The organism is Paenibacillus sp. LBL, assembly GCF_029893715.1.
In the GTDB taxonomy this organism is placed as follows: domain Bacteria; phylum Bacillota; class Bacilli; order Paenibacillales; family Paenibacillaceae; genus Paenibacillus_AQ; species Paenibacillus_AQ glucanolyticus.
Genome location: NZ_JARXYU010000016.1, coordinates 52,201 through 73,648 on the forward strand (window position 1 = coordinate 52,201; position 21,448 = coordinate 73,648).

Sequence of the window (21,448 nt, forward strand, 5' to 3'; positions counted from 1 at the left end):
GGAGAAGCAACGCGGTCGCCTTTGCCCCAGGATTTTAACAGTTGTAGCCATTTTAATAGAAAATCTGGGGGCAACAGCGATCGGAAGAACAATCCGCATGCGTAGTGATGAAAGGGCAGTCAGAGTTCATGATGATGAACCTGTTTTGTCCAAATGCAAAGGAGTGTGTGAAGGTCATGGGAAAAGAAACAGCGGTTAGCGGTATCGTAGCAGCGAATGAAAGCTCATTGTTCCAGACGTACGCCAGATATCCAATCGCCCTGGTAAAAGGAGAAGGCAGCTGGCTATGGGATGATCAAGGCAACAAATATCTTGATTTCATGGCAGGGCTGGCGGTAACGAATCTCGGTCATGCTCCCGTGAAAGTGAAAGAGAAGCTGAAGGCCCAACTGGATGAATTGTGGCATGTCTCGAACCTGTTTCACATTCCCGGCCAGGAAAAAGCGGCAGCGCTGCTGACAGCAAACACATGTGCTGATGCCGTTTTCTTCTGCAACAGCGGAGCGGAAGCTAACGAAGCAGCCATCAAGCTCGCGCGCCGCTACCATCAGAAGGTGAAGGGTACGGGGCGCTACGAGGTGATTACGTTTACCCAGTCCTTCCATGGACGGACGCTGGCTACATTGACAGCTACCGGCCAGGATAAGGTGAAGGAAGGCTTCCTTCCGCTGCCGGCTGGTTTCAAGAGCGTCCCGCTGCATGACCTTCCGGCACTTGAAGCTGCCATTAACAACAATACCGCAGCCATCATGATCGAGATGGTGCAGGCGGAAGGCGGCGTGCATCCGGTGGAGCCGGAGTTCCTGCAAGCCGTGACCGAGCTGTGCAAGAAGCACGGTCTGCTGCTGATTGTTGACGAGGTTCAGACGGGCATGGGCCGTACCGGCAAGCTGTTTGCGCATGAGCATTACGGCATTAAGCCGGATATTTTTACCGTAGCCAAAGGGCTTGGCTCCGGCTTCCCGGTCGGCGCGATGCTGGGCAAAGGCTATCTGCGCGAAGCCTTCACGGCAGGCAGCCATGCCACGACGTTTGGCGGCACACCCATTGCGAGCTCCGTCATCCAGGCTACCATCGAGACGATGATTGAGGATCATGTGCCGCAGCGCGCGGCGGACGCCGGAGAATATTTGATGGCGAAGCTGAACGAGAGCCTGGGCGGTCATCCCTTTGTGAAGGCCATTCGGGGCAAAGGCCTGCTGATCGGGATCGAATGCGCGGAGCCGGTTGGCGAGCTGGTACTGAAAGGACAGAGCCGCGGACTGCTGTTCGTGACAGCGGGACCGGAAGTGATTCGACTGCTGCCGAATCTGTACGTGACAAGACAAGAAATCGATCAGGCGGTATCCATTATTACAGAACTGATTCATGAGCATTCAGCGGTTCAGCAAGCATAACGAGAGCCGTTATCCTATATGTAGCTTTGACAATAACAGTATACGGCAAGGAGGATTTAAGTTTATGACCGCAAGCGGACAAGTGAAGGAATTAAGCCTGAAAGGGCGGGATATGATAGAGCTGGATGAATACTCCACGGAAGAAATTCAGTTCTTGCTGGATTCGGCTATCGAGATTAAGCGCAAGCAGAAGAACGGTGAAGTCTATCAGCCGCTGAAAGGCAAGACGATCGGCTTGATATTCGAGAAGTCGTCCACGCGGACACGGATTTCGTTCGAGACGGGAATGTTCCAACTGGGCGGACATGCACTCTTTTTAAGCAAAAATGATATTCAGCTTGGACGCGGGGAGCCGATCAGCGATATGGCCCAGGTAATGTCCCGCTATCTGGACGGCCTGATGATCCGTACCTTCGGACACGACAATGTGGTGAACCTGGCGAAATATGCCTCCATTCCGGTCATTAATGGTCTGAGTGATATGGCACATCCATGTCAGGTGCTGGCGGACCTGCAGACGGTGCTGGAGCACAAGGGCAAGCTGAAAGGCCTCAAAATGGCCTTCATCGGCGATGGCAACAACATGGCGCATTCCCTTCTGATTGGCGGAGCCAAGATGGGCATGCATGTGGCCCTTGCCAGTCCGAAGGGCTACGAGGCGGATGCCGGCATTGTGAAGCTGAGCGAGGATATCGCAGCACAAACCGGCGGCAGCATTACGATTACGCAGGATCCAATCGAAGCCGCGAAGGATGCGGATGTGATCTATACGGATGTATGGGCCAGCATGGGCTTTGAAGAGGAGCAGGCACAGCGGGAAGTTGCGTTTGCAGACTATCAGGTGAACGAGGAACTTGTAAAGGCGGCGAAGCCGGATTATTTGTTCCTGCATTGTCTTCCGGCCCATCGTGGCGAAGAGGTCAGCGAAGGGGTGATCGACGGCGTCAACTCCGTCATATTCGATCAGGCCGAGAATCGTCTTCATGCCCAGAAGGCTTTGATGGTTGCTTTGATGGCATAACGCCGTTTATAGCAGAGGGTGCATTCTCTATGAAAATGTCTGCGGACGTTTTCTTTAGTATAATGAACGATAGGGTTGTTAGTAACAAAGAGAGGGAGTTTAACCATGGCAAAACAAAAAATCGTACTGGCGTATTCCGGTGGCCTGGATACGTCCGTAATTCTGAAGTGGCTGAAAGAAACTTACGATGCGGAGATCATTGCTTTCACGGCTGACATCGGCCAGAAGGAAGAGCTGGACGGACTTGAGGAAAAAGCGCTGGCAACCGGCGCATCCAAAGTATACATCGACGATCTGCGCGATGAATTCGCGAATGATTTCATCTACCCGATGTTCCAAGCCGGTGCTATGTATGAAGGGCAGTACCTGCTCGGTACCAGCATCGCACGCCCACTGATTGCGAAGCGCATGGTGGATATCGCACACGCCGAAGGGGCAACAGCGATTGCGCACGGAGCTACCGGCAAAGGGAACGACCAGGTCCGTTTCGAGCTGGGCGTAGCTGGCTTGGCACCGGACATTGAAGTGATTGCGCCTTGGCGTATCGAGGAGTTCCGCAGCTCCTTCCCGGGACGCGCGGAGATGATTGCTTACGCGGAAGCGCATGGCATTCCGGTAACGGCATCGGCAGCCAAATCCTACTCCATGGACCGCAACCTTCTCCACATCAGTTATGAGAGCGGCGTGCTGGAGGACCCTTGGTTCGATGCAAGTGCAGAGGACAGCAAGGATATGTACCTGCTCAGCGTATCTCCCGAAGATGCACCGGATGAGGCAGAGTATCTGGAGCTTACTTTTGAACAAGGGAATGTCGTTGCCCTAAACGGAGAGTCTCTGAGTCCGCTGCAGGTGATGGAGAAGCTGAATGAGCTGGGCGGCAAGCACGGCATCGGTCGCGTGGATATGGTGGAGAACCGTTTCGTGGGTATGAAGAGCCGCGGTGTCTACGAGACTCCGGGGGGAACCATCCTGTTTACCGCTCATCGCAAAATGGAATCCATCACGATGGACCGTGAAGTGATGAACCTGCGTGACAGCCTCATTACCCGTTACAGCACTTTGGTCTACAACGGTTTCTGGTTTGCGCCTGAGCGTCTCGCACTGCAAGCGCTGGTAACCGAAAGCCAGAAGAACGTATCCGGTACGGTGCGCGTGAAGCTGTACAAAGGCAACATCATCGGAGCAGGCGTGAAGAGTCCGGTCAGCTTGTACAATCCGGATATCGCAACGATGGAAGCCGATCCAACGCAAGCGTATGATCAAGGCGATGCAACCGGCTTTATTCGCTTGAACGCGCTGCGTTTGAAAGTGGCAACCGGTGTGAACCAGAATCAATAAGACTCGCAAGCAAGGGCCCGTGTAGACAGAATGCTTGCACTAAGCACGCGGGCTGGGACATGCGACTTGAAGCATACAGCATGGTTTGTTCATGGATTTGGCAATAGACCAAGTACAGATGTATGGATCGAGAAGTAATGAACAGGCTGAAGGCCGTTTTCATGCTTGGGAGCTCCGATGTTTCTCGTGACTACCGGGAAACAGGGAGCTTTCTAGCGGGAAGCGGCCCTCTGCCTTAAACAGAGAGGGGCAAGTGTTGTGAGCAAGTTATGGGGCGGACGCTTTACGAAGCAGACCAACGCATTGGTGGAGGAGTATACGGCATCCATCGGTTTTGACAAACAGCTGGCTGAGGAGGACATTCAGGGAAGCCTTGCGCATGTGTCCATGCTGGGCAAATGCGGCATCGTGCCGGCAGAGGATGTGGAGACGATCAAGGCAGGCTTGAACAAGGTGCTGGAGCGCATTCGTGAAGGCAGCATTGCGTTCTCTGTATCGGATGAGGATATTCATATGAATATCGAGAAAAATCTGATCGACGAAGTCGGACCTGTCGGCGGCAAACTGCACACAGGCCGCAGCCGCAACGATCAGGTGGCTACAGACATGCATCTGTACCTGCGTAACCGTGTTGTGGCGTTGACTGGTATGCTGCATGAGCTGCAGACCGCCTTGATCGGACAAGCGAAGGATAACCTGGATACGATCATTCCAGGGTATACGCATCTGCAGCGTGCACAGCCGATTTTGTTCGCTCATCATTTGATGGCTTACGTGTCCATGTTCCAGCGGGATATCGACCGCTTGATCGACAGCTACAAGCGCATTAACGTGCTTCCGCTTGGAGCGGGTGCGCTTGCTGGCACAACGTTCCCGATTGACCGTCATTTCGTGGCGGAGCAGCTTGGATTTGACGGCGTTTACGAGAACAGTCTGGATGCGGTCAGCGACCGTGATTTTATTCTGGAATTCCTCTCGGATGCATCCATCATCATGATGCACTTGTCTCGCTTAAGCGAGGAGCTGGTGCTCTGGAGCAGCACGGAGTTCAATTTCATCGAGCTTGACGATGCGTTCTGCACAGGCAGCAGCATTATGCCGCAGAAGAAGAATCCGGATGTGCCTGAGCTTGTCCGCGGCAAAACCGGTCGGGTATACGGCAACCTGATGGGCCTGCTTACCGTCCTCAAGTCGCTTCCGCTTGCTTACAATAAGGATATGCAGGAAGACAAAGAGGGCATGTTTGACACGGTGGCCACGCTGGAAGGTGCACTGCAGCTGTTTGCTCCGATGATCGCAACGATGAAGGTCAACAAGGGCCGCATGCGGGAGGCGGTGAATACCGACTTCTCCAACGCAACGGATATTGCGGACTTCCTGGTCGGCAAGGGACTTCCATTCCGTCAGGCGCATGAAGTGATCGGCAAGACGGTATTGTACTGCATTCAGAACAGCAAGTACTTGTTGGACCTGACGCTGGAAGAATTCAAGCAGTTCTCGGAGCTGTTCGATGACTCCATCTACGATGTGCTTCAGCCCGAGACGGTGGTTAATGCGCGTAATGTGTACGGTGGTACGGCAACCAGTCAGGTGAAGGCTGCGATCGAGCGTTCCGTGCAGACACAACAAGCGACGGAAGAGTGGCTGAACGTTCGTCAAGGAAACGTAGAGTAAGTAGAGTAACGTACACAGAGGGCAAGGTTAAAATAAAAAAGATGGATCAGCACAAACCATGTGCCGATCCATCTTTTTTTGTATCATAAGCATGAGAAGCAGGCAGCAGGTACAGGCTTTCGAATCCCGATTCGAAGCAGGCATAGCTCCATGGATACTTCGCTCAACCAATCAGCGCCTCCGGTATTCTCATGTCATAGTTTCTGTTTCTCAGGCCTTCAGTGGAAGCCACTTCAGCACGTCCTGAATGTGGGTATCCCAATAGCCCCAATCATGGCCGCCCGGTCCCTCCTGATATGTGAAATCAAGGGACGTTCCTTCACAAGCCTTGCGGAAGGCCTGATTGTCCTGATACAGGAAGTCTTCCGTTCCGGAGCATTGATACAGGAGGGGTTTTGGCCCTTCCATGCGGTCCACTTCCTGAAGCAGCCACAGCAGGTCGTTGTCGGTGCCGGTGATGTCCCGTTCTCCGTAGACTAATTGGTGCTCAAACAAGGCTTCATTTCTTTCGATATGACCTGCCATGTCGAGTGCTCCAGACAAACTGGCCGCCGCGGCAAAAGATTCCGGACAGCGCAGCGCCAGCTTGAATGCACCGTACCCGCCCATGGATAAGCCTGCAACGAAGTTATCTTCTCTGGCATGCGACAGCGGGAAGAAAGAACGGGCTATGGCCGGAAGTTCTTTGCTGATGAAGGTCCAGTACTTACCTCCGTATTCCATGTCCGTATAGAAGCTGCGGTGTACTTGCGGCATAACAACAGCAATGCCCATCTCGGCGACATAGCGTTCGATGGAGGTTCTGCGCAGCCAAATGGAATCATCGTCAGATAAACCATGCAGCAGGAACAGCGTTGGATGAAGCCCGCTTTTGGCATGGTTGGTCATCCCGATCTGTGATGTGGTTTGCTGAGGCAGAATGACGGTCATGGACGTGCTGAGACCGAGAACCTCCGAAAAAAAGCGACAAGTCATAAGAGCCATGATATGTATCCCCTTTCATTTTTACATATGAGAGATCAACGACGTGCATATCAGAATCATATCATAATTATTTGCCCATTCTCCAAGAAATTCGTATGAAAATGCCTCGGTCTCAAGACCGAGACTAAGTTCCGTCATCGGGCTGTTTTATGAATAGCAACACTATGGTATCTTAGAGGGAGATTATGACTTTAAACGGTGCAAAGTAATGAAAAATACTTGAGAAATAAATAACGTTGCAGGCAGTAGCTGATATATATACGGTCATTACTTTTAAATCCAGAGGAGGATTAACATGATACCACATAACGAAAACTTGTCTGACCTGAAAATATCGGGAACAGGAACTTCAAGCGGCGGTCAGTATAACAAGGTGAGAATTGATGGTGCAGGGCAGGTGAACGGATATCTGGATTGCGAGGAATTAATAGGTAACGGAACGATGAGTGTGAATGGAGCTGTAGCCGCACGTACAATTCGCGTTAACGGTTCGGGAAGCATCAAGGGAGCTGTAGACGCCGAAGAACTGAATGTTGCCGGCAGCTTGAGTCTGAAGGAAGGGTTGCGCTGCCGTTCTATTGTTATTGGCGGACATTGCAGCATTCACGGAGATTCGGAATCCGAGAGGCTTGAAGTGAACGGAAATTTGCGAAGCCGTGGGGATGTTCGGAGTGAGTCGGCCACGCTTAAGGGAGGCTTTAAGATTGATGGCCGTCTGCATGTAGGAACAGCGGATATTCGAGTGTTTGGTCGCTGTTCCGCTCAAGAAATCGTGGGAGACCGGATTACCATCCGCAAGAAGGGGAAGCGCCTCTGGGAAATGCTGTCCCTGCCATTAAAGGGAGCGCGGGTAGAGGCACGGATTATTGAAGGGGATATCTTGGATTTAGAATATATCGAGGCCGATATTGTCCGCGGTAACCGGGTGATTCTCGGCAAAGGATGCGAGGTAAGGCAAGTGGAATACAGAGACGAATTGACGCAGCATCCGGAGGCAGAAGTCAAAGCATCCCGGCGGTTTTAAGTTAGTTTAACCATGCCATAAGCATTCAGGTTAAGGCCGATTAGGTGGGAATCAAGGAGGCGGCGAAGAGTGGTTAATGATACGGCTGTGGAAAGACCCGGTATTTCTATTATGGGTGACGGAACCGTTGGCGGCGGTGTCGTGGGAAGGCTGCGAATTAACGGCGAAGGTGTCATTAACGGAGATACTGATTGCCATCTGCTGCGCTGTAATGGAAGTGCCATTGTCAATGGAAGCCTGCTCGGAAGGCTGGCACGGGTTAACGGTCATCTAAAGGTCTCTGACCATGTAGAAATGGAGCGTATCCGCATTAACGGGAGTCTTGATGCTGGGAGAAACGCAAGGATCAGCCACATTGGTATGAATGGAGATCTGAGTACAGGGATGGATCTGTTCTTCGTCAAGGGGGTCGTGAATGGCACGGTTACCGTTCAAGGCAATGTGGAAGCAGAGCAGATGACGGTTCGGGGAACGCTAAGCGTGAATGGGCACGTACAGGCCAGGGAATTGAACTTAACGTTAATCAAGCAAATTTCAAGTGTCCCTGAAATTCGAAGCCGCATGATCACGGTAGCGCCGACGAAGCTGGCGAAGTTGTTTCATTCATCCCGCAGGGGACATCTGAATGCCGAGCGGATCGTAGGCGAGGAGATTCGCTTGGAGAATACGAGAGCGTCTGTTGTCAGGGGCAGCCGAGTGCATATTGGTAAAGGCTGCACCATAGACCGGGTGGAATATACCGAGACTTTCAGTGCAGATGCCAAGGCCGTTGTCAAAGATTTTTATAAAATAGATTCCATATGATTTTTAAGGCTAAAAGCCCGTATTCGCGTGAGTTCGCGTATACGGGCTTTTTTTCAGTTATGTCAATGTTTAAGGTGTACTGATTCCGTCCTCAACCACTTCCTCTTTTGGCGATTCTTTTGCTTCCGGCATCTGGACTTCGTTTGTTGGATTGATCGCAACGATGCTGTTTTGCGCGCGGTAAGTGTCTTTGGATATCTTCACGTTCTCCACGACCTTGCCGTTCACTTTCTTGGTTCGGTAGGTTTCGACCACATAGCCAGGTTTCCCGTTCTGGACTACCTGCTTGAGTCCTGGCGGCAGTGTGGTATTATGGATGACCTTCTCTGGGGAAGGCAGGGTTTCGATGGTGGTGGATACCAGTTCATACTCCGTATTCTCCGGGAAGGTACCGAACATCTTCAGGGTTAATTTTCCGTCTGACACGCTGGAAAGGATCAGCAGATGTTTGCCTGTGTTGTTCCGGAACCTGAAGTTGATGGCGCCCTCGGCAAAGGTGGCGTCCTGCCCCTTGGGCAGGTAGCTGACCGGAAGGGAATGATTGCGCCGTTCGGTTATATCCAGGCCCAGGAGCAGAGCAGCATGATAGACCGTGCTGGATACCTGGCAGATCCCGCCGCCTATGCCCGGGACAAGCTTGCCGTTAACGATAACGGGAGCTTCTTCAAATCCGTACTCCTTCTTCGCGGTATCTATAACATGAGCATAATTGAATTCATCGCCCGGCTTCAAAATCATCCCGTCCACGGCTTTGGCAGCCGCGGTTACGTTATGAACCCGTCCGGGTCCGCTGGAGCCAAGATCAGTGGAGAATTCGATGATTTTACGCTCCACCCCTTCATCCTGCAGCGATTTTACTGTAACCGGGGGCTTCTGACGGATCAAGGGCAGCTGTACCGTGATTTCTTCATCGCCTCTGGGCTCTGTAAACTGGCGTTCATCCGGAAGCGCAGCGCTGAACCCTTCATAGAAAGCCGCCCACTCGATGCGGTAGGCCGTCTTCTCCGGGGTATAGCGGACAACGTCATCACCGGAAATGCTTCGGACCGCATTGACCGGTTCGCCAAAGCGCTCCTTTTGCCAGTCTTCATTCAGCCGCTTCTTCAACGTATCGCGGTTCCAGTCGGTTGATATATGCCACTCCAATTGAAAATGGCGTCTGTACAGTACCTGATCCCACAGTGATCCTTCAGACATCTTGGCTATGGCATCCTGAAAATCGGCTGCGCTGAACTGAACACCGGCATCTTGCAGACTAAAACTTTCCGTGTGACCCTTCAAGGCCTCCGCCGCCAGCTTCACCTTCATCGTACTCATCGCTTGCAGCCGTTGATCCAGCTCGGCGAGCACCTCATCGGCGGGTTTGCCGCCTACCTGCCAGCCGGAGAGAACGACCCCCTTCGGGAGTTCCTTCTGATTCACATACATCGTCAACAGACCGAATCCGACGGAGAGGAGAAGAGCAAAACTGATGACAATGATGAGACCGAGATGAATTTTTTTCATTGGAAACCACCTTCTTAACTTCGTATTGGCCGCAGTTCGTGCACTTGTTCATGTATATGTCACGGTGGGCTTAAACTTTCGGGTACTCAAAAGGTAACAAATTTGTTACAATAGACGATGTCGTGAGGATTTTTCATGGATTTTAAAGGAATTCGATGGATACTGTCGAAAGTATAATGGCTAATTATGGATTGGGAAGTGATGAAGTGATTGAAATGCAGGACGTATGGAAGACCTATCCAAGCGGCGCCCATGCGCTTCAAGGAGTTTCCGTTAAGATCAATCGTAATGAATTCGTCTATGTTGTCGGACCTTCGGGTGCAGGCAAATCGACATTTATGAAACTTATCTATAGAGAAGAAGTGCCCACCAAGGGGCAAATTTCGGTTAACGGATTTAATATGGGGAAGCTGAAGCAGCGCAAAATCCCCTATGTTCGCCGAAATATCGGGGTTATTTTTCAGGATTATCGCCTGCTGCCCAAGCTGACTGCTTACGAAAATGTAGCTTTTGCCATGGAAGTTATCGAGGCGCCGCAGCGTCTCATCAAGAGACGGGTGATGGAGGTGCTGGAGCTTGTGGGCTTGAAAGCCAAGGCTGGCCGCGAGCCTTCCCAGCTCTCGGGCGGTGAGCAGCAGCGGATCGCGATTGCAAGAGCCATCGTGAATAACCCGTCCGTCATTATTGCGGACGAGCCTACCGGCAACCTGGACCCGGAAACCTCCTGGGGGATCATGCAGCTGCTGGATGAGATTAATTTCAGGGGAACCACCATTGTGATGGCAACCCACAACCGGGATATCGTCAACACCATGCGCAAACGCGTCCTTGCGATTGAGCATGGACAGATCGTCCGTGACCAGCAGAGAGGAGATTACGGGTATGAATTTTAGAACCTTCTTGCGGCACTTGCGGGAAGGGGCGAAGAGCGTTTTCCGGAACGGATGGATGTCGGTCGCATCGATTACTTCCATCGTGGTGTCTTTGTTTATACTGGGTGTTTTCATGCTGTTAGTCATGAATGTTAACGCATTAGCCGATAAAGCAGATAGCAATGTGCAGATCAATACTTACTTAAATCTCAACGTGGATGAAAAGCTTCGTGAAACCATCAAGGGTGAAATCGAGGCTATGCCGGAGGTTAGTGCCGTAAAGTTTGTGTCCAAGGAAGATGGAATGAAGGAGCTTGAGGAAAGCCTGGGCTCGGAATGGGTGGAAGGCTTCAGCGAGAAGGACCAGAATCCGCTGCCGGATGCATTTGAGGTTTCCGTCATTCAGCCAACAACGGTCGGCTTTGTAGCCGACAAGATTACCGCGCTGAACCAGAAGTATACGGAGGAGCCGATCCTGCGCGTCAAGTACGGCGAAGGAACGGTAGAGACCCTGTTTAAGATTACGAAGACGGTTCGGAATATCGGGTTTATTTTCGTAGCAGGACTCGGTCTGATGTCCATGTTCCTGATCTCGAACACTATTCGCGTTACGATTCTGGCACGCCGCCGGGAGATTGGGATTATGAAGCTTGTTGGCGCCACGAACAACTTTATCCGCTGGCCATTTTTCGTAGAAGGTGCCATGATCGGCCTGCTTGGGTCGATTGTAACGGTTGTTCTGCTGTTTGTAGGTTACGATCGTTTGTACGCTGCATCGCAAACCGATATCACGCTGGCACAGAGCCTAATCCCGCTGGGGGATTTGTGGCCGCTGATTGGCTCCATCATTGTTGGGCTGGGCATCGTGATTGGCGTCTGGGGAAGTACCATGTCGATTCGTAAATTTTTGAAAGTATAAAACAAGGTAAAGGATGGGGAGCGAAACTTGAAGAAAATCGCCGCAGGAGTAGCAGCCTTATTACTGGCCACTGTTATGATCCAACCGAATGTCGGACAAGCTGAGAAGAAGACCACTGCCGACGTAGATAAAGAGTTGAGAATGCTTCAGGAGCAGGTCAAGCAAGCACGGCAACAGAAGAACAAGGCTGCGGATGATAAACAAGAAGCCCAGCATTATAAGAATAAAACGAACCAGAACCTGAAATACGTCATGGAGCAAATCAGTATCGTCAGTAATGAATTAACCAAAATTTCCGTGAAGATCGACCAAACGGAAGATTCCTTGAAAAAAACAACAAAGGAGCTTGAAGCGGCGGAGGAGCGCATCGCATCCCGTGAAAAGCTGTTGGAATCCCGGATTCGTCTCATTTATATGGATGGTCAGGTATCCTATCTGGATGTGCTGCTCTCCTCGACCAGCTTCAGTGATTTCATTGAGCGCGCGGATTCGTTGAAATCCATCGTGGATCAGGACCAGGATCTGCTCGTACAGCATAAGCAGGACAAGCTGCTGGTCATTGATAAGAAGAAGGAACTTGAAGGCCAATATGCTACAGCCAAAGATCTGTATGGTCAGATGGAAGACCGCAAGAGCATTCTGAACGAGAAGGAACAGGAGAAGCGCGTTCTTCTGGCCCAGTACGATCAGGATATCGAGGATGCTGACATCTTGACTGAGGAGCAGGATAAAATGCTGGTTGCCCTGGCGAGCAAGCGTTCCGACCTGCAGAAGGAAAAGAACAAGCTGGCTGCTGAGGAAGCAGCCCGTAAAGCGGCGGCTGCCAAAGCGGCCGCAGCGAAGAGAGCGAAAGCGACAACCCTCGGCGGAAGCAAGGGCGGCGGTGGATACACAGGAAACGGTGGCCCATTCGCGATTCCGGTCTCCGGTGCCAGACTTTCTTCGGGTTATGGACCGCGCGTGCACCCGGTAACGGGTGAAGTCGGCAAGATGCATACAGGTCAGGATTTTGCTGTTCCGCAAGGGACCGAGATCCGTGCAGCCGAGAGCGGCACGGTGATCTTGGCCGAGTGGTGGAGCGGTTACGGAAACTGTGTTATTGTTGATCATGGGGGCGGTGTGTGGACTTTATATGGACATATCCGCAATGGCGGCATTAAGGTCAGCGAAGGCGACAAGGTGTCCAGAGGGCAGAAGATTGCCGAGGTGGGTTCCACTGGCCAGAGCACAGGACCGCATCTTCACTTTGAAGTTCGGGTCAACGGATCACCGGTTAATCCTTCGCCGTATCTGTAACTGATTCTTATGACCGATACTATATAACCTTCAGACCGCTGTATAAATATTCCCGGCAAGCCAATCATATACTAGGTGGACGGGATTCCCCGTGTGTTTAGCAGTTGAAACGTACAAAGGCGGTGAAGTACTTGCTGAAAAAACGAACGGCTGTCTTTCTGGTCATAGCTGCCCTGTTGTGCGGCGGACTGTTAACGATGGCTTTGACTCAGCTACCTGCTCCCAGTCAGACCGGAGACGGCGAGGGGTTGCTGGCCAGTATAGCGAACAAGAATGGACTGGAGCAGTCTGAAGCGAAGAAATTGGGGACAGCGATTGACCTCATCGAAAGCAATTATTACAAGGATATCGACCGGTCGAAGCTGATTGACGGCGCCATCAACGGTATGATGGAGGCCCTGGAGGATCCGTATTCCAACTATATGGGAAAAGAGACGGCAGCCCAGTTTGAAGAGAGCATTGAAGGCTCCTTCACGGGAATCGGTGCCGAGGTCTCCTCTGTAGACGGCAATGTGATCGTCGTATCACCGATCAAGGGATCTCCTGCCGATAAAGCAGGGATTCGGGCGAAAGATGCCATTCTTTCCGTTAATGGCGAGTCCTTGCAGGGGCTTGAGCTGAATGCGGCCGTAAACAAGATTCGCGGACCTAAGGGCTCCAAGGCCGTTCTTCAGATTAAGCGTGCAGGATCCGAACAGCCGATCGAGTATGTGATCGTTCGCGATGATGTCGATCTGGAAACCGTATCTGCCCGGATGGAGAAGGGCGGTATCGGCGTCATTGAGATTTCCCAATTCTCTCTGAATACAGGCAAACGCTTTGAAGAAGAACTCAAGAAGCTGGAAGGTCAGGGCATGAAGGGACTGCTGATTGATGTTCGGAACAATCCGGGCGGCGTATTGTCCGTGGTGATCGATATTGCAGAGCAGTTCGTGCCTAAAGGCGAACTGATTGTTCAGGTAGAGGATAAGGATAAGAAGCGGGAGAAGCATCCTTCGAACGGTGAAGCCAAATCCTATCCGATCACGGTGCTGATGAACAAGGGAAGCGCGAGCGCGTCCGAAATCCTGGCAGGCGCGCTGCAGCAATCTGCAGGAGCTACCCTGATGGGCGAGCATTCCTTCGGTAAAGGGACCGTTCAAACCAGCTTTGACAAGCAGCTTGGCGATGGAAGTTTACTGAAAGTGACAATTGCCAAGTGGTTGACGCCTAACGGAACCTGGATCCATGAGAAGGGGATTGAACCGGATATTAAGGTGTCGCAGCCGGAGTACTTCACGGTTGCACCAATCGATAAGAAGAAAACCTATGCGTACGATGCAAACAGCACCGATGTCAAGAACGCACAGATCATGCTGGAAGCGGTTGGTTATAAGACAGGGCGTTCGGATGGTTACTTCGATCGGAATACGGAGAAGGCGGTCAAGAGCTTCCAGAGCAAGAATAAGCTGAAAGCGGATGGTATTATTAATACCGCGACAGCCGAGGCATTGGAGGCCGCATTGATCGAGAAGATTCAGGATCCGAAAGAGGATAATCAAATGAATCGCGGAATTGCCGAGGTTCGGAAGGAAATCGCCACAAAGGCGTCGAACAAGTAAGAAGGCTGAATTTTAGCCTTCTTTTTTCTTTTAAGGTGCATGTTCAGTTGAAGTGTTTCTTGAATTTTGAACTACGTTTTAGAGCTGAAAGGAGCGTGGCAAGCTGTTGGAGACATTGAAACAACTGCTTATGTATGGGATAGAGGCAGGCATACAACTGCTGACGCAGCCCTTTTATTATATTTCGATTTTGTTTGTGATGCTGTTTTACCGAAGGCAGGTGCTGGTGGAGCGTAAGCTGTTCCATGTGAAGCTGCATTCTTGGGGAATTCAGACCTGGCGGACGTTTCTCGGTGGGGTGCTGGCAGGCATCGCCGTTTCCATCGTTGTGGCCTTCCTGGGTATATCGTTAAGTTTGGAAGCCATCCTATGCATTTGGGTGACTTCGCTGATTCTGATGCTGTTTCATATTCGGTATTTATGCTTTGCTTATTCCATCGGGCTGCTTGGCATCCTCCAGTTCGTCCTAGGCTGGTTTCCGAACTGGCAGCCAGACGGCTGGATCAGCCATGTAACGACGACAATCCTTAGTCTGGATATCCCGGCATTGCTGGCTTTATCCGCCGTATTGCACTTTGCAGAAGCCATGCTGGTCAGGCTCCAAGGCACGGGCTTTGCAACCCCTCTGTTTCTGGAAGGAAAGCGCGGCAGACTTGTGGGCGGCTATCATATGCAGAGCTTCTGGCCGCTGCCCCTGTTCTTGCTTGTCCCCGCGGTTGGCGGAGGCAGTGTGCTGCCGTGGACCCCATTCTTCGGGGGCGATGCCTGGAGCGGCGGCTTTACGATGATGGCGCTCCCGGTCGTGATTGGCTTCGGGGAAATGACGCAGAGCATGCTGCCGCAGGAGAAGGCGGGAATTACGGCGAAACGGCTTGTATTCTATGCGGCGACCGTGCTGGCATTGAGCCTGCTGGCCGAGTGGTGGACGCCGCTTATGATCGTGGCTGCATTATCAGCGCTGCTGCTCCATGAAGGTTTGGTGTGGTACAGCCGTTATGAAGAGCAGCAGCGAAGCCCGATCTTTGTGCATCCGATTCGTGGACTGCGAGTACTCGCAGTCCTTCCGGATAGCCCGGCAAGCGAGCTTGGCATTCTTGCGGGAGAGACGATTCTGAAGGTGAATGGCAAACTGATTCACAGCAAGGAGCAGCTGCATGGAGCGCTGCGGCAGAATTCGGCCTTCTGTAAGCTGGAGGTTCAGAACCATCAAGGCGAGAGCAAGTTCCTGCAGCGTGCGATTTACGCGGGCGATCATCATCAGTTGGGAGCCATCGTTGCTCCGGATCCGAGGGATGGCATAGCGGTAGGTTTGAAGCCGGTAAGCTTGCTGACCCTGCTAGCGAATAAACTTCATCTTCGCAGCAAGCGAGGATCATCTGAGGGCAAGACGCCCGGTGGCTCCGAAGATGCAGGATTCCATTCGTGAATGAACAATTAACAGGCCCTTGTCCTATGGACAAGGGCCTGTTTTATTTGACTTTATAAGCTAACGCAGAATGCGAAATGGTCTAAGCCTGCACTTTTTTTAGATAAAAAATAGCGATTTGCGTCCGGTCCCGAAGATTCAGCTTGCCTAATATTTCGGTTACGTAGTTCTTGATGGTACCTTCGCTTAAGTAGAGCTGGCCGGCAATTTCCTTGTTGGACAGGCCTTCTGCAATAAGGCCGACAATATTCTTCTCGGCCGGGGTAAGACCTAATGATCCAAGAACATCAGACTGGGAGACCGATTGGGGTGCAGGACGGAGCATGCCGGTCAGCTTGCGGGCAATATCCGGATGGATCAGCATGTTACCGTCGTATACCGTTTTGATACCCTGGATGATCCGGTCCGGCGGAATGTTTTTGAGCAGATATCCGCTGGCCCCGTTCCGCAGCGCTTCCACAATGTAATCATCATCATCGAATGTCGTCAGCACGAGTACCCGAGTGCCCGGGTGTTGTTGGCGAATTCGCCGCGTGCCTTCAACGCCGTCGCATACCGGCATGCGGATGTCCATGAGGATCACGTCTGCCGTAAGTCCACCCTCCAATAAAGCCAGAGCTTCTTCGCCGTGTGCCGCGACACCGGAGATTTCAATATCCGGGTCCATCCCTACCAGCAACTTCAGACTTTCTCGAATAAACGGGTCATCATCTACAATCAGAACTGATATCATGGATGTCCACGACCTTTACTAAAATATAGATATCGAATTACACAATCTCACTCTTTCGATAGACAGGTAGCCGGGTGATGACGGTAAAAGGTGCCATTCGCCGTATCTCTAACGTCCCACCAACAACTTGAGTTCGTTCAAGCATGCCGCTTAGACCGATGCCTTGACGTTCAGGGACAGCCGCATGGGCGACCGTCTCTTTGACCTCCCCGTTATTGGAAACCTCCATTCGAATTTCCTGTTCCCCGTAGTGAAGCAAGATTTCAACCCGTCCGGCTTCGCCATGGCGGATGGCGTTGGTTATGGCTTCTCGGGCATTTTTATACAGAACCACCTGCTGACTAGGATAGAGCGGATAGGGCATGCCGTGCAGGATAAGTTCGGTTTCGATTCCGGTCTCCCTCCCCGTTTCCTCAAGCAGCCGACTCAAGGAATAATCGTCAGCAATACGTCTGCCGGGGCTCATTTGTTTTACAGCCGTGCGCATTTGCTCCATGCTCTGTCCTAACTGGTCACGGATCTGATGCAGCATATCCATACCTCGGGCCGGATCATGAGGTACGACTTGGAGGGCGGCTTCCATCATCATTTTGACGCGAATCAGCCGGTGGCCGATGTCGTCATGGAGCTGGCGCGAGATGCGGTGGCGTTCCTCCACCTGTGCCGCGTTCTCTACCTGATGCGCGAATTGCAGCAATTGTCTACCTGCCTCATCCTGCTGGAAATGAAGTCTCTTGAGCTCGTCGTATAACTGAATATGGTCAACTTGTTTCTGATTCATCCGATGGATATGACTGAACGTTACGGCCAGAAACAGAAAGAGGAGATTGGCCGTTGTAATCAGCAGTGGATCATAATCGGTAATGGCGATGTTCAGCAGCACGAGATGGGCGGTTGCCATCCAGAATTTGCTTGACCGCTCCTGAAACAAGGGCAGATAGACACATAATGCAGACACGGACAGGAAGACCATCATGAAGCCGTATTGATGGCATAACCACAGGGACAGCGCCATCTCCAGCAGCACCGCTGCTCTTAGATAGGCTGGGGATCGTACAAAGCGGCTTAACACTGTAAGGGCCAGAAAGAGCAGAAAGTACACCATGTATTCTCCATAATAGTCGAGCTGCTGCAGAAAGATATCAGCCGCAGCGGGAAGGAGAATCAGGCCGTAGCGCAGATAGGTGAGTGGGGAGGTCACAATGCGATCAGCACCCTTTTCCATAATAAAATCAAACCGTACACACGATTGGCTTCATTATATCACAAGGATGTTTTACATAAGGAGATGACTTTCGTCACCCGTACAAGGTGACTTCCTCTACCTTCAAGAGCTGAGGGTCTTAGATAAAATGAACTTAACGGATAGATACGAAAGAAATGGAGTTGGTGATGATGGCGGTCTTTCTGCAGATGAAAGATGTCGTGAAACGATACGGTAGCAAGCTGTCGGTGGACCATATGAACCTGGAAGTGAATGAAGGCGAGATCTTCGGGCTTCTCGGACCGAACGGGGCCGGCAAGAGCACATCCATCAACATGATCTGCGGGCTTCTCACGAAGGACCAGGGCAGCATTAAAGTTGACGGTATCTCGATTGAAGAGCAGCCGCTGGAAGTGAAGCGGAGAATCGGATTGGTGCCGCAGGATCTGGCCCTATATGAAGAGATGTCCGCTTGGGACAATGTCACTTTTTTTGCGAAATTGTATGGACTGCGCGGCAATCTGCTGAAGGAACGGGTGGAGGAGGCACTGGAGTTTGTCGGGCTGCAGGACCAGGCTAAAGAACGGCCGTCAACCTTCTCCGGCGGGATGAAGAGAAGACTGAACATTGCCTGCTCGATCACGCACCGTCCGAAACTTATTATCATGGATGAGCCAACGGTGGGAATTGATCCGCAGTCGCGCAATCATATCTTGGAATCAGTGAAGACACTGAACCGTATGGGCTCTACCGTTATCTATACAAGTCATTACATGGAGGAAGTTGCCGCGATCAGTGACCGGGTGGCGATTATGGATCAAGGTCATGTCATCGCTTGCGGAACGCAGCAGGAGCTTCGGGCGCGTGTCGCCCATGAGGAGAAAATCATCCTTACCGCAGACGGGATAACGCAGGACTTGATCGAGCAACTGACGATTCATCCGCGTGTAAGGCGCGTTACGCAGAATGACAGCGAGATTCAGGTCTATGTGCCTTCGGCCCAGAATGAGCTGCAGGATATCCTGTTCATCTGCAGTAAACATGATACCATTCTCCGAACCTTGCAGTGTGAGGAGCCGGACCTCGAAACGTTGTTTCTCAGTTTGACCGGGCGGACGCTCCGGGATTAATCACATGCGCACGTCTGGGAATCTATGAAGGAGGAATACCGGAGATGAATATGATGATTATCGCCTGGTTTGAGCTGAGGCGGATGGTTACCAGCCGCTCGGTGCTAATTAACCAATTTTTGCTGCCGCTGATCCTTATTTTTATATTAGGCAACGCACTTTCGGGCTGGTTCGGTAATGATCAGGAATTTAAACAACAACCGGTCAGGGTAGGAGTTGTCTTGAGTCCTACGGATGGGGGCCAACTGCCAAAAAGCATTCAGGCTCTGATGAATACACCGGCACTACAAGACATTCTGGTACAAGAGATCGTTGCGAGCCGTGAAGAGGCGGAAGGAAAGCTGCGCAGGGGCGAGGTGGATTATGCGGTAGTGACCCCAGCTTCTTTTGATGAACGAATGGGCCAGGGAGACGAAGTAAAACTTGAATTGCTGCCGGGAAGGGACCGTAATCTCAATCTGGTGGCTGACACCATCTTTAAAACCTTTATTGCAGATGCCAATCACAAACAGGCGGAGGCCGTTGTTCTGGGCCGAGATAAGGTTCTTGCGGCACAAGCCGCAGCGCCTGTTGAGGCCACACCCGGACCGAACATTACGATCGGGCAGCTGAGTGAGAAAGAATCCACGTATTCGGCGGCGCAATACTACGCAGCTGCCATGCTGATTATGTTTCTGCTATATTCGGGCCTGATGGCAAGCAGCAGTCTGCTGGGAGAGCGGGAAAGCAAGACCCTTTATCGTCTGCAAAGCGCACCGGTGACCCCCGGAACCATATTTGCAGGGAAAATTATCGGCTGCACTTTGATTACACTTGCACAGGCAGCGGCCATCGTGCTAGGGTCCATGTGGCTGTATGGCGTGAAATGGGGCCCTCACCCCTTTCTGCTCACGATGGTCTGTGTATTAATTGCATTATCGTCCATGACCATTGCCACGTTCATAACGCTAATTTCTTCGACAGCTGCAGGGGCCAGAGGGTTGATGCAGGCTATCATTATCGCCATGACGTTTGTCAGTGGAGGCTTCATGCCGCTGCCCATGGAGTTCTTCCAGAAGATCGGAGCCTTCACCGTTAATCATTGGGCTATGCAGAGCATGCTCCGGATGATGCTGGATAGCGAAGTGCATTTGATTATTACCTGTGTCGGCATGCTGGCGGCTATTACCGCAGCTTTGTCCGCTGCAGCCATGTTTATGTATAGGAAGGTGGGATACCATGCATAGCTTGACCATTGCCTGGCATATGGTAAGGCGGACGCTTGGGCGAAAAAGGGGCTGGATCGTTTATCTGCTGGTCCCTTGCGTGGTCGTTACTTTGACGGTGTTTCTCATGGGGCAGACGACAGCCGCAAGCATTCTGGTCTCCTACGTGAATGAGGACGAGGGGCCCGCGGGTCAATACCTGATAAGCGAACTGGAGCGTAGTGGACAATATGTACTGAAGCAATCTGTGACCGAAAGTACGCTCAAGGAAGAGCTGATAGAGAATAAAAGCACGGTAGGTGTTTATATACCGGAGGGCTTCAGCGATGCATTGTTGGAAGGACAATGGTCAACGGTGAAGGTGTACGAAATATCAACCTCGGAAGCTTCGGTTATGATTCGAATGACGGCGGATTCAGCGGCAACGCGCCTGAGCGGCACTGCGGCCTTGATCCGGGAGACCTCAGGTCCAAGTGTGAATCCCATGATGGCATTGGAAGAGGTGATCGGGCAGTCTGCACAGAACCGGGTGGATACGCAGGTTACCGATTTAAATTTATATGCCAGACCGGGGCTCTCCAACGTTACGGGATTTACCCTGATGTTTATGATGACTCTGATCTCCAGCGTGGTATCCATGATTATGGATGACCGCAGGCAGAGAACATTATCGCGCATGTATACGGCACCTGTGCGAGCTTATCAAATTGCTCTGGGCAATTTCCTGGGCAGCTTGGTAGTCGGCTCGCTGCAGGTGGTGATTGTGCTTGTTCTCAGCCGGTATGTACTCCGTTATGATTACGGTATCCCGTTATTGCTGCACTTCCTCATTCTGATGGCTTTCATGCTGGTCTCATTAGGGGTTGCCAGCACGGTAGCCGGGTTAATCCGGAACGGGCAAAATGCGGCGATGATCAATTCCATGATCGTCACACCGACCTGTATGCTGGGCGGATGCTTCTGGCCGCTTGCCATCATGCCGGACTTCATGCAGAAAATCGCCAATTTCATTCCTCAAAAATGGGCGATCGAGGCGGTGGAGACGGCAGCTACGGGGGGGACGCTGTCTGATATCGGTTTGCCGCTTGCGGTTCTTGGGCTGATGGCTGTCATTCTGCTGGCTGTAGGGTCTGTTGTCTTGCGGCCAAGCGAGAGCGGGGCAGGGCATGGCGCCTAGGCGCAAGGCTTTAAATCCTTGTTAACTGCAGAGATATCGTCGTTGCCGGCATAATTATTGGGTTTCGTGATCAAATCATATAAAAAAGAGCGCCTGGCCAGATCTGAATGTACATGGATTCAGTCTGCCGGGCGCTT

18 protein-coding genes are annotated in these 21,448 nt (G+C 51.8%); 14 read left to right on the forward strand and 4 right to left on the reverse strand.

Annotation, left to right across the window (positions count from 1 at the left end; all coding sequences use genetic code 11):
• The first annotated feature begins 176 nt into the window (after nt 1-176).
• The 4 genes from M2277_RS25205 (at nt 177) to argH (ending at nt 5,430) form a co-directional block, all read left to right on the forward strand.
• Entirely contained in the window at nt 177-1,397 is a 1,221-nt protein-coding gene (locus M2277_RS25205; RefSeq protein WP_280755895.1) for an acetylornithine transaminase, read from the forward strand.
• Between the two features lie 64 nt (nt 1,398-1,461).
• On the forward strand, nt 1,462-2,418 hold the full coding sequence (gene argF, locus M2277_RS25210) for an ornithine carbamoyltransferase (RefSeq protein ID WP_280755896.1): 957 nt from the start codon (nt 1,462-1,464) through the stop codon (nt 2,416-2,418).
• A gap of 105 nt (nt 2,419-2,523) precedes the next feature.
• A complete protein-coding gene (locus M2277_RS25215; RefSeq protein WP_280755897.1) occupies nt 2,524-3,756 on the forward strand; it encodes an argininosuccinate synthase in 1,233 nt (410 codons plus the stop codon).
• 258 nt (nt 3,757-4,014) lie between these two features.
• The gene (gene argH / locus M2277_RS25220; protein WP_006213030.1) at nt 4,015-5,430 is read left to right on the forward strand and encodes an argininosuccinate lyase; all 1,416 of its coding nucleotides are present in this window, start codon (nt 4,015-4,017) and stop codon (nt 5,428-5,430) included.
• Between the two features lie 210 nt (nt 5,431-5,640).
• Here the strand turns inward: argH and M2277_RS25225 are convergent, their stop codons facing one another.
• Nucleotides 5,641-6,414, reverse strand: a complete 774-nt coding sequence (locus M2277_RS25225; protein ID WP_280755898.1) for an alpha/beta hydrolase — start codon at nt 6,412-6,414, stop codon at nt 5,641-5,643.
• Nucleotides 6,415-6,709: 295 nt separating this feature from the next.
• On the opposite strand from M2277_RS25225, the gene M2277_RS25230 reads away from it, so the two are divergent.
• Entirely contained in the window at nt 6,710-7,438 is a 729-nt protein-coding gene (locus tag M2277_RS25230) for a bactofilin family protein (RefSeq protein ID WP_076150812.1), read from the forward strand.
• 69 nt (nt 7,439-7,507) lie between these two features.
• Nucleotides 7,508-8,242, forward strand: a complete 735-nt coding sequence (locus M2277_RS25235; protein ID WP_006213027.1) for a hypothetical protein — start codon at nt 7,508-7,510, stop codon at nt 8,240-8,242.
• A 69-nt stretch (nt 8,243-8,311) separates the two neighbouring features.
• Here the strand turns inward: M2277_RS25235 and M2277_RS25240 are convergent, their stop codons facing one another.
• A complete protein-coding gene (locus M2277_RS25240) occupies nt 8,312-9,748 on the reverse strand; it encodes a VanW family protein (protein WP_076150813.1) in 1,437 nt (478 codons plus the stop codon).
• 206 nt (nt 9,749-9,954) lie between these two features.
• Between M2277_RS25240 and ftsE the strand changes: the two genes are divergently transcribed.
• From ftsE to M2277_RS25265, 5 genes are all read left to right on the forward strand, one after another.
• Nucleotides 9,955-10,641 carry a cell division ATP-binding protein FtsE gene (gene ftsE / locus M2277_RS25245; RefSeq protein ID WP_280755899.1) on the forward strand — a complete coding sequence of 229 codons (687 nt, stop codon included), beginning with the start codon at nt 9,955-9,957 and terminating at the stop codon, nt 10,639-10,641.
• Nucleotides 10,631-11,539, forward strand: a complete 909-nt coding sequence (gene ftsX / locus M2277_RS25250; protein WP_006213024.1) for a permease-like cell division protein FtsX — start codon at nt 10,631-10,633, stop codon at nt 11,537-11,539. The genes ftsE and ftsX overlap by 11 nt, the downstream gene beginning before the upstream one ends.
• 27 nt (nt 11,540-11,566) lie before the next feature.
• A complete protein-coding gene (locus M2277_RS25255) occupies nt 11,567-12,835 on the forward strand; it encodes a murein hydrolase activator EnvC family protein (RefSeq protein ID WP_006213022.1) in 1,269 nt (422 codons plus the stop codon).
• Nucleotides 12,836-12,966: 131 nt separating this feature from the next.
• Nucleotides 12,967-14,436: a S41 family peptidase gene (locus tag M2277_RS25260; protein ID WP_006213021.1), complete on the forward strand. Its 1,470-nt coding sequence runs from the start codon at nt 12,967-12,969 to the stop codon at nt 14,434-14,436.
• Between the two features lie 106 nt (nt 14,437-14,542).
• Nucleotides 14,543-15,862 (forward strand): PDZ domain-containing protein, encoded by a 1,320-nt coding sequence (locus M2277_RS25265; protein WP_280755900.1) that lies wholly within the window; start codon nt 14,543-14,545, stop codon nt 15,860-15,862.
• Nucleotides 15,863-15,944: 82 nt separating this feature from the next.
• On the opposite strand, the gene M2277_RS25270 is transcribed toward M2277_RS25265, so the two are convergent.
• Both M2277_RS25270 and M2277_RS25275 read right to left on the reverse strand, forming a co-directional pair.
• Complete coding sequence (locus M2277_RS25270) at nt 15,945-16,595, reverse strand: response regulator (RefSeq protein WP_036639885.1); 651 nt, start codon at nt 16,593-16,595, stop codon at nt 15,945-15,947.
• Between the two features lie 37 nt (nt 16,596-16,632).
• A complete protein-coding gene (locus tag M2277_RS25275) occupies nt 16,633-17,796 on the reverse strand; it encodes a sensor histidine kinase (protein WP_280755901.1) in 1,164 nt (387 codons plus the stop codon).
• A gap of 194 nt (nt 17,797-17,990) precedes the next feature.
• Here M2277_RS25275 and M2277_RS25280 point away from each other — a divergent pair, with 194 nt between their 5' ends.
• Genes M2277_RS25280 through M2277_RS25290 form a run of 3 tightly spaced genes read left to right on the forward strand, consistent with a single transcriptional unit; the run spans nt 17,991 to nt 21,311 of the window.
• Nucleotides 17,991-18,929, forward strand: a complete 939-nt coding sequence (locus M2277_RS25280; RefSeq protein WP_280755932.1) for an ABC transporter ATP-binding protein — start codon at nt 17,991-17,993, stop codon at nt 18,927-18,929.
• Nucleotides 18,930-18,973: 44 nt separating this feature from the next.
• Nucleotides 18,974-20,155 carry an ABC transporter permease gene (locus M2277_RS25285; RefSeq protein WP_063477970.1) on the forward strand — a complete coding sequence of 394 codons (1,182 nt, stop codon included), beginning with the start codon at nt 18,974-18,976 and terminating at the stop codon, nt 20,153-20,155.
• Nucleotides 20,148-21,311: an ABC transporter permease gene (locus M2277_RS25290; protein ID WP_063477969.1), complete on the forward strand. Its 1,164-nt coding sequence runs from the start codon at nt 20,148-20,150 to the stop codon at nt 21,309-21,311. Before M2277_RS25285 ends, M2277_RS25290 begins: the two co-directional genes overlap by 8 nt.
• The last annotated feature ends 137 nt before the right edge of the window (nt 21,312-21,448 follow it).

Bases quoted from the DNA above. Each gene is read 5' to 3' on its own strand.
- M2277_RS25205 (WP_280755895.1), top strand. From the start codon at position 177: ATGGGAAAAGAAACAGCGGTTAGCGGTATCGTAGCAGCGAATGAAAGC.
- argF (WP_280755896.1), top strand. From the start codon at position 1,462: ATGACCGCAAGCGGACAAGTGAAGGAATTAAGCCTGAAAGGGCGGGAT.
- M2277_RS25215 (WP_280755897.1), top strand. From the start codon at position 2,524: ATGGCAAAACAAAAAATCGTACTGGCGTATTCCGGTGGCCTGGATACG.
- M2277_RS25225 (WP_280755898.1), bottom strand. From the start codon at position 6,414: ATGGCTCTTATGACTTGTCGCTTTTTTTCGGAGGTTCTCGGTCTCAGC.
- M2277_RS25230 (WP_076150812.1), top strand. From the start codon at position 6,710: ATGATACCACATAACGAAAACTTGTCTGACCTGAAAATATCGGGAACA.
- M2277_RS25240 (WP_076150813.1), bottom strand. From the start codon at position 9,748: ATGAAAAAAATTCATCTCGGTCTCATCATTGTCATCAGTTTTGCTCTT.
- ftsX (WP_006213024.1), top strand. From the start codon at position 10,631: ATGAATTTTAGAACCTTCTTGCGGCACTTGCGGGAAGGGGCGAAGAGC.
- M2277_RS25270 (WP_036639885.1), bottom strand. From the start codon at position 16,595: ATGATATCAGTTCTGATTGTAGATGATGACCCGTTTATTCGAGAAAGT.
- M2277_RS25280 (WP_280755932.1), top strand. From the start codon at position 17,991: ATGGCGGTCTTTCTGCAGATGAAAGATGTCGTGAAACGATACGGTAGC.
- M2277_RS25285 (WP_063477970.1), top strand. From the start codon at position 18,974: ATGAATATGATGATTATCGCCTGGTTTGAGCTGAGGCGGATGGTTACC.
- M2277_RS25290 (WP_063477969.1), top strand. From the start codon at position 20,148: ATGCATAGCTTGACCATTGCCTGGCATATGGTAAGGCGGACGCTTGGG.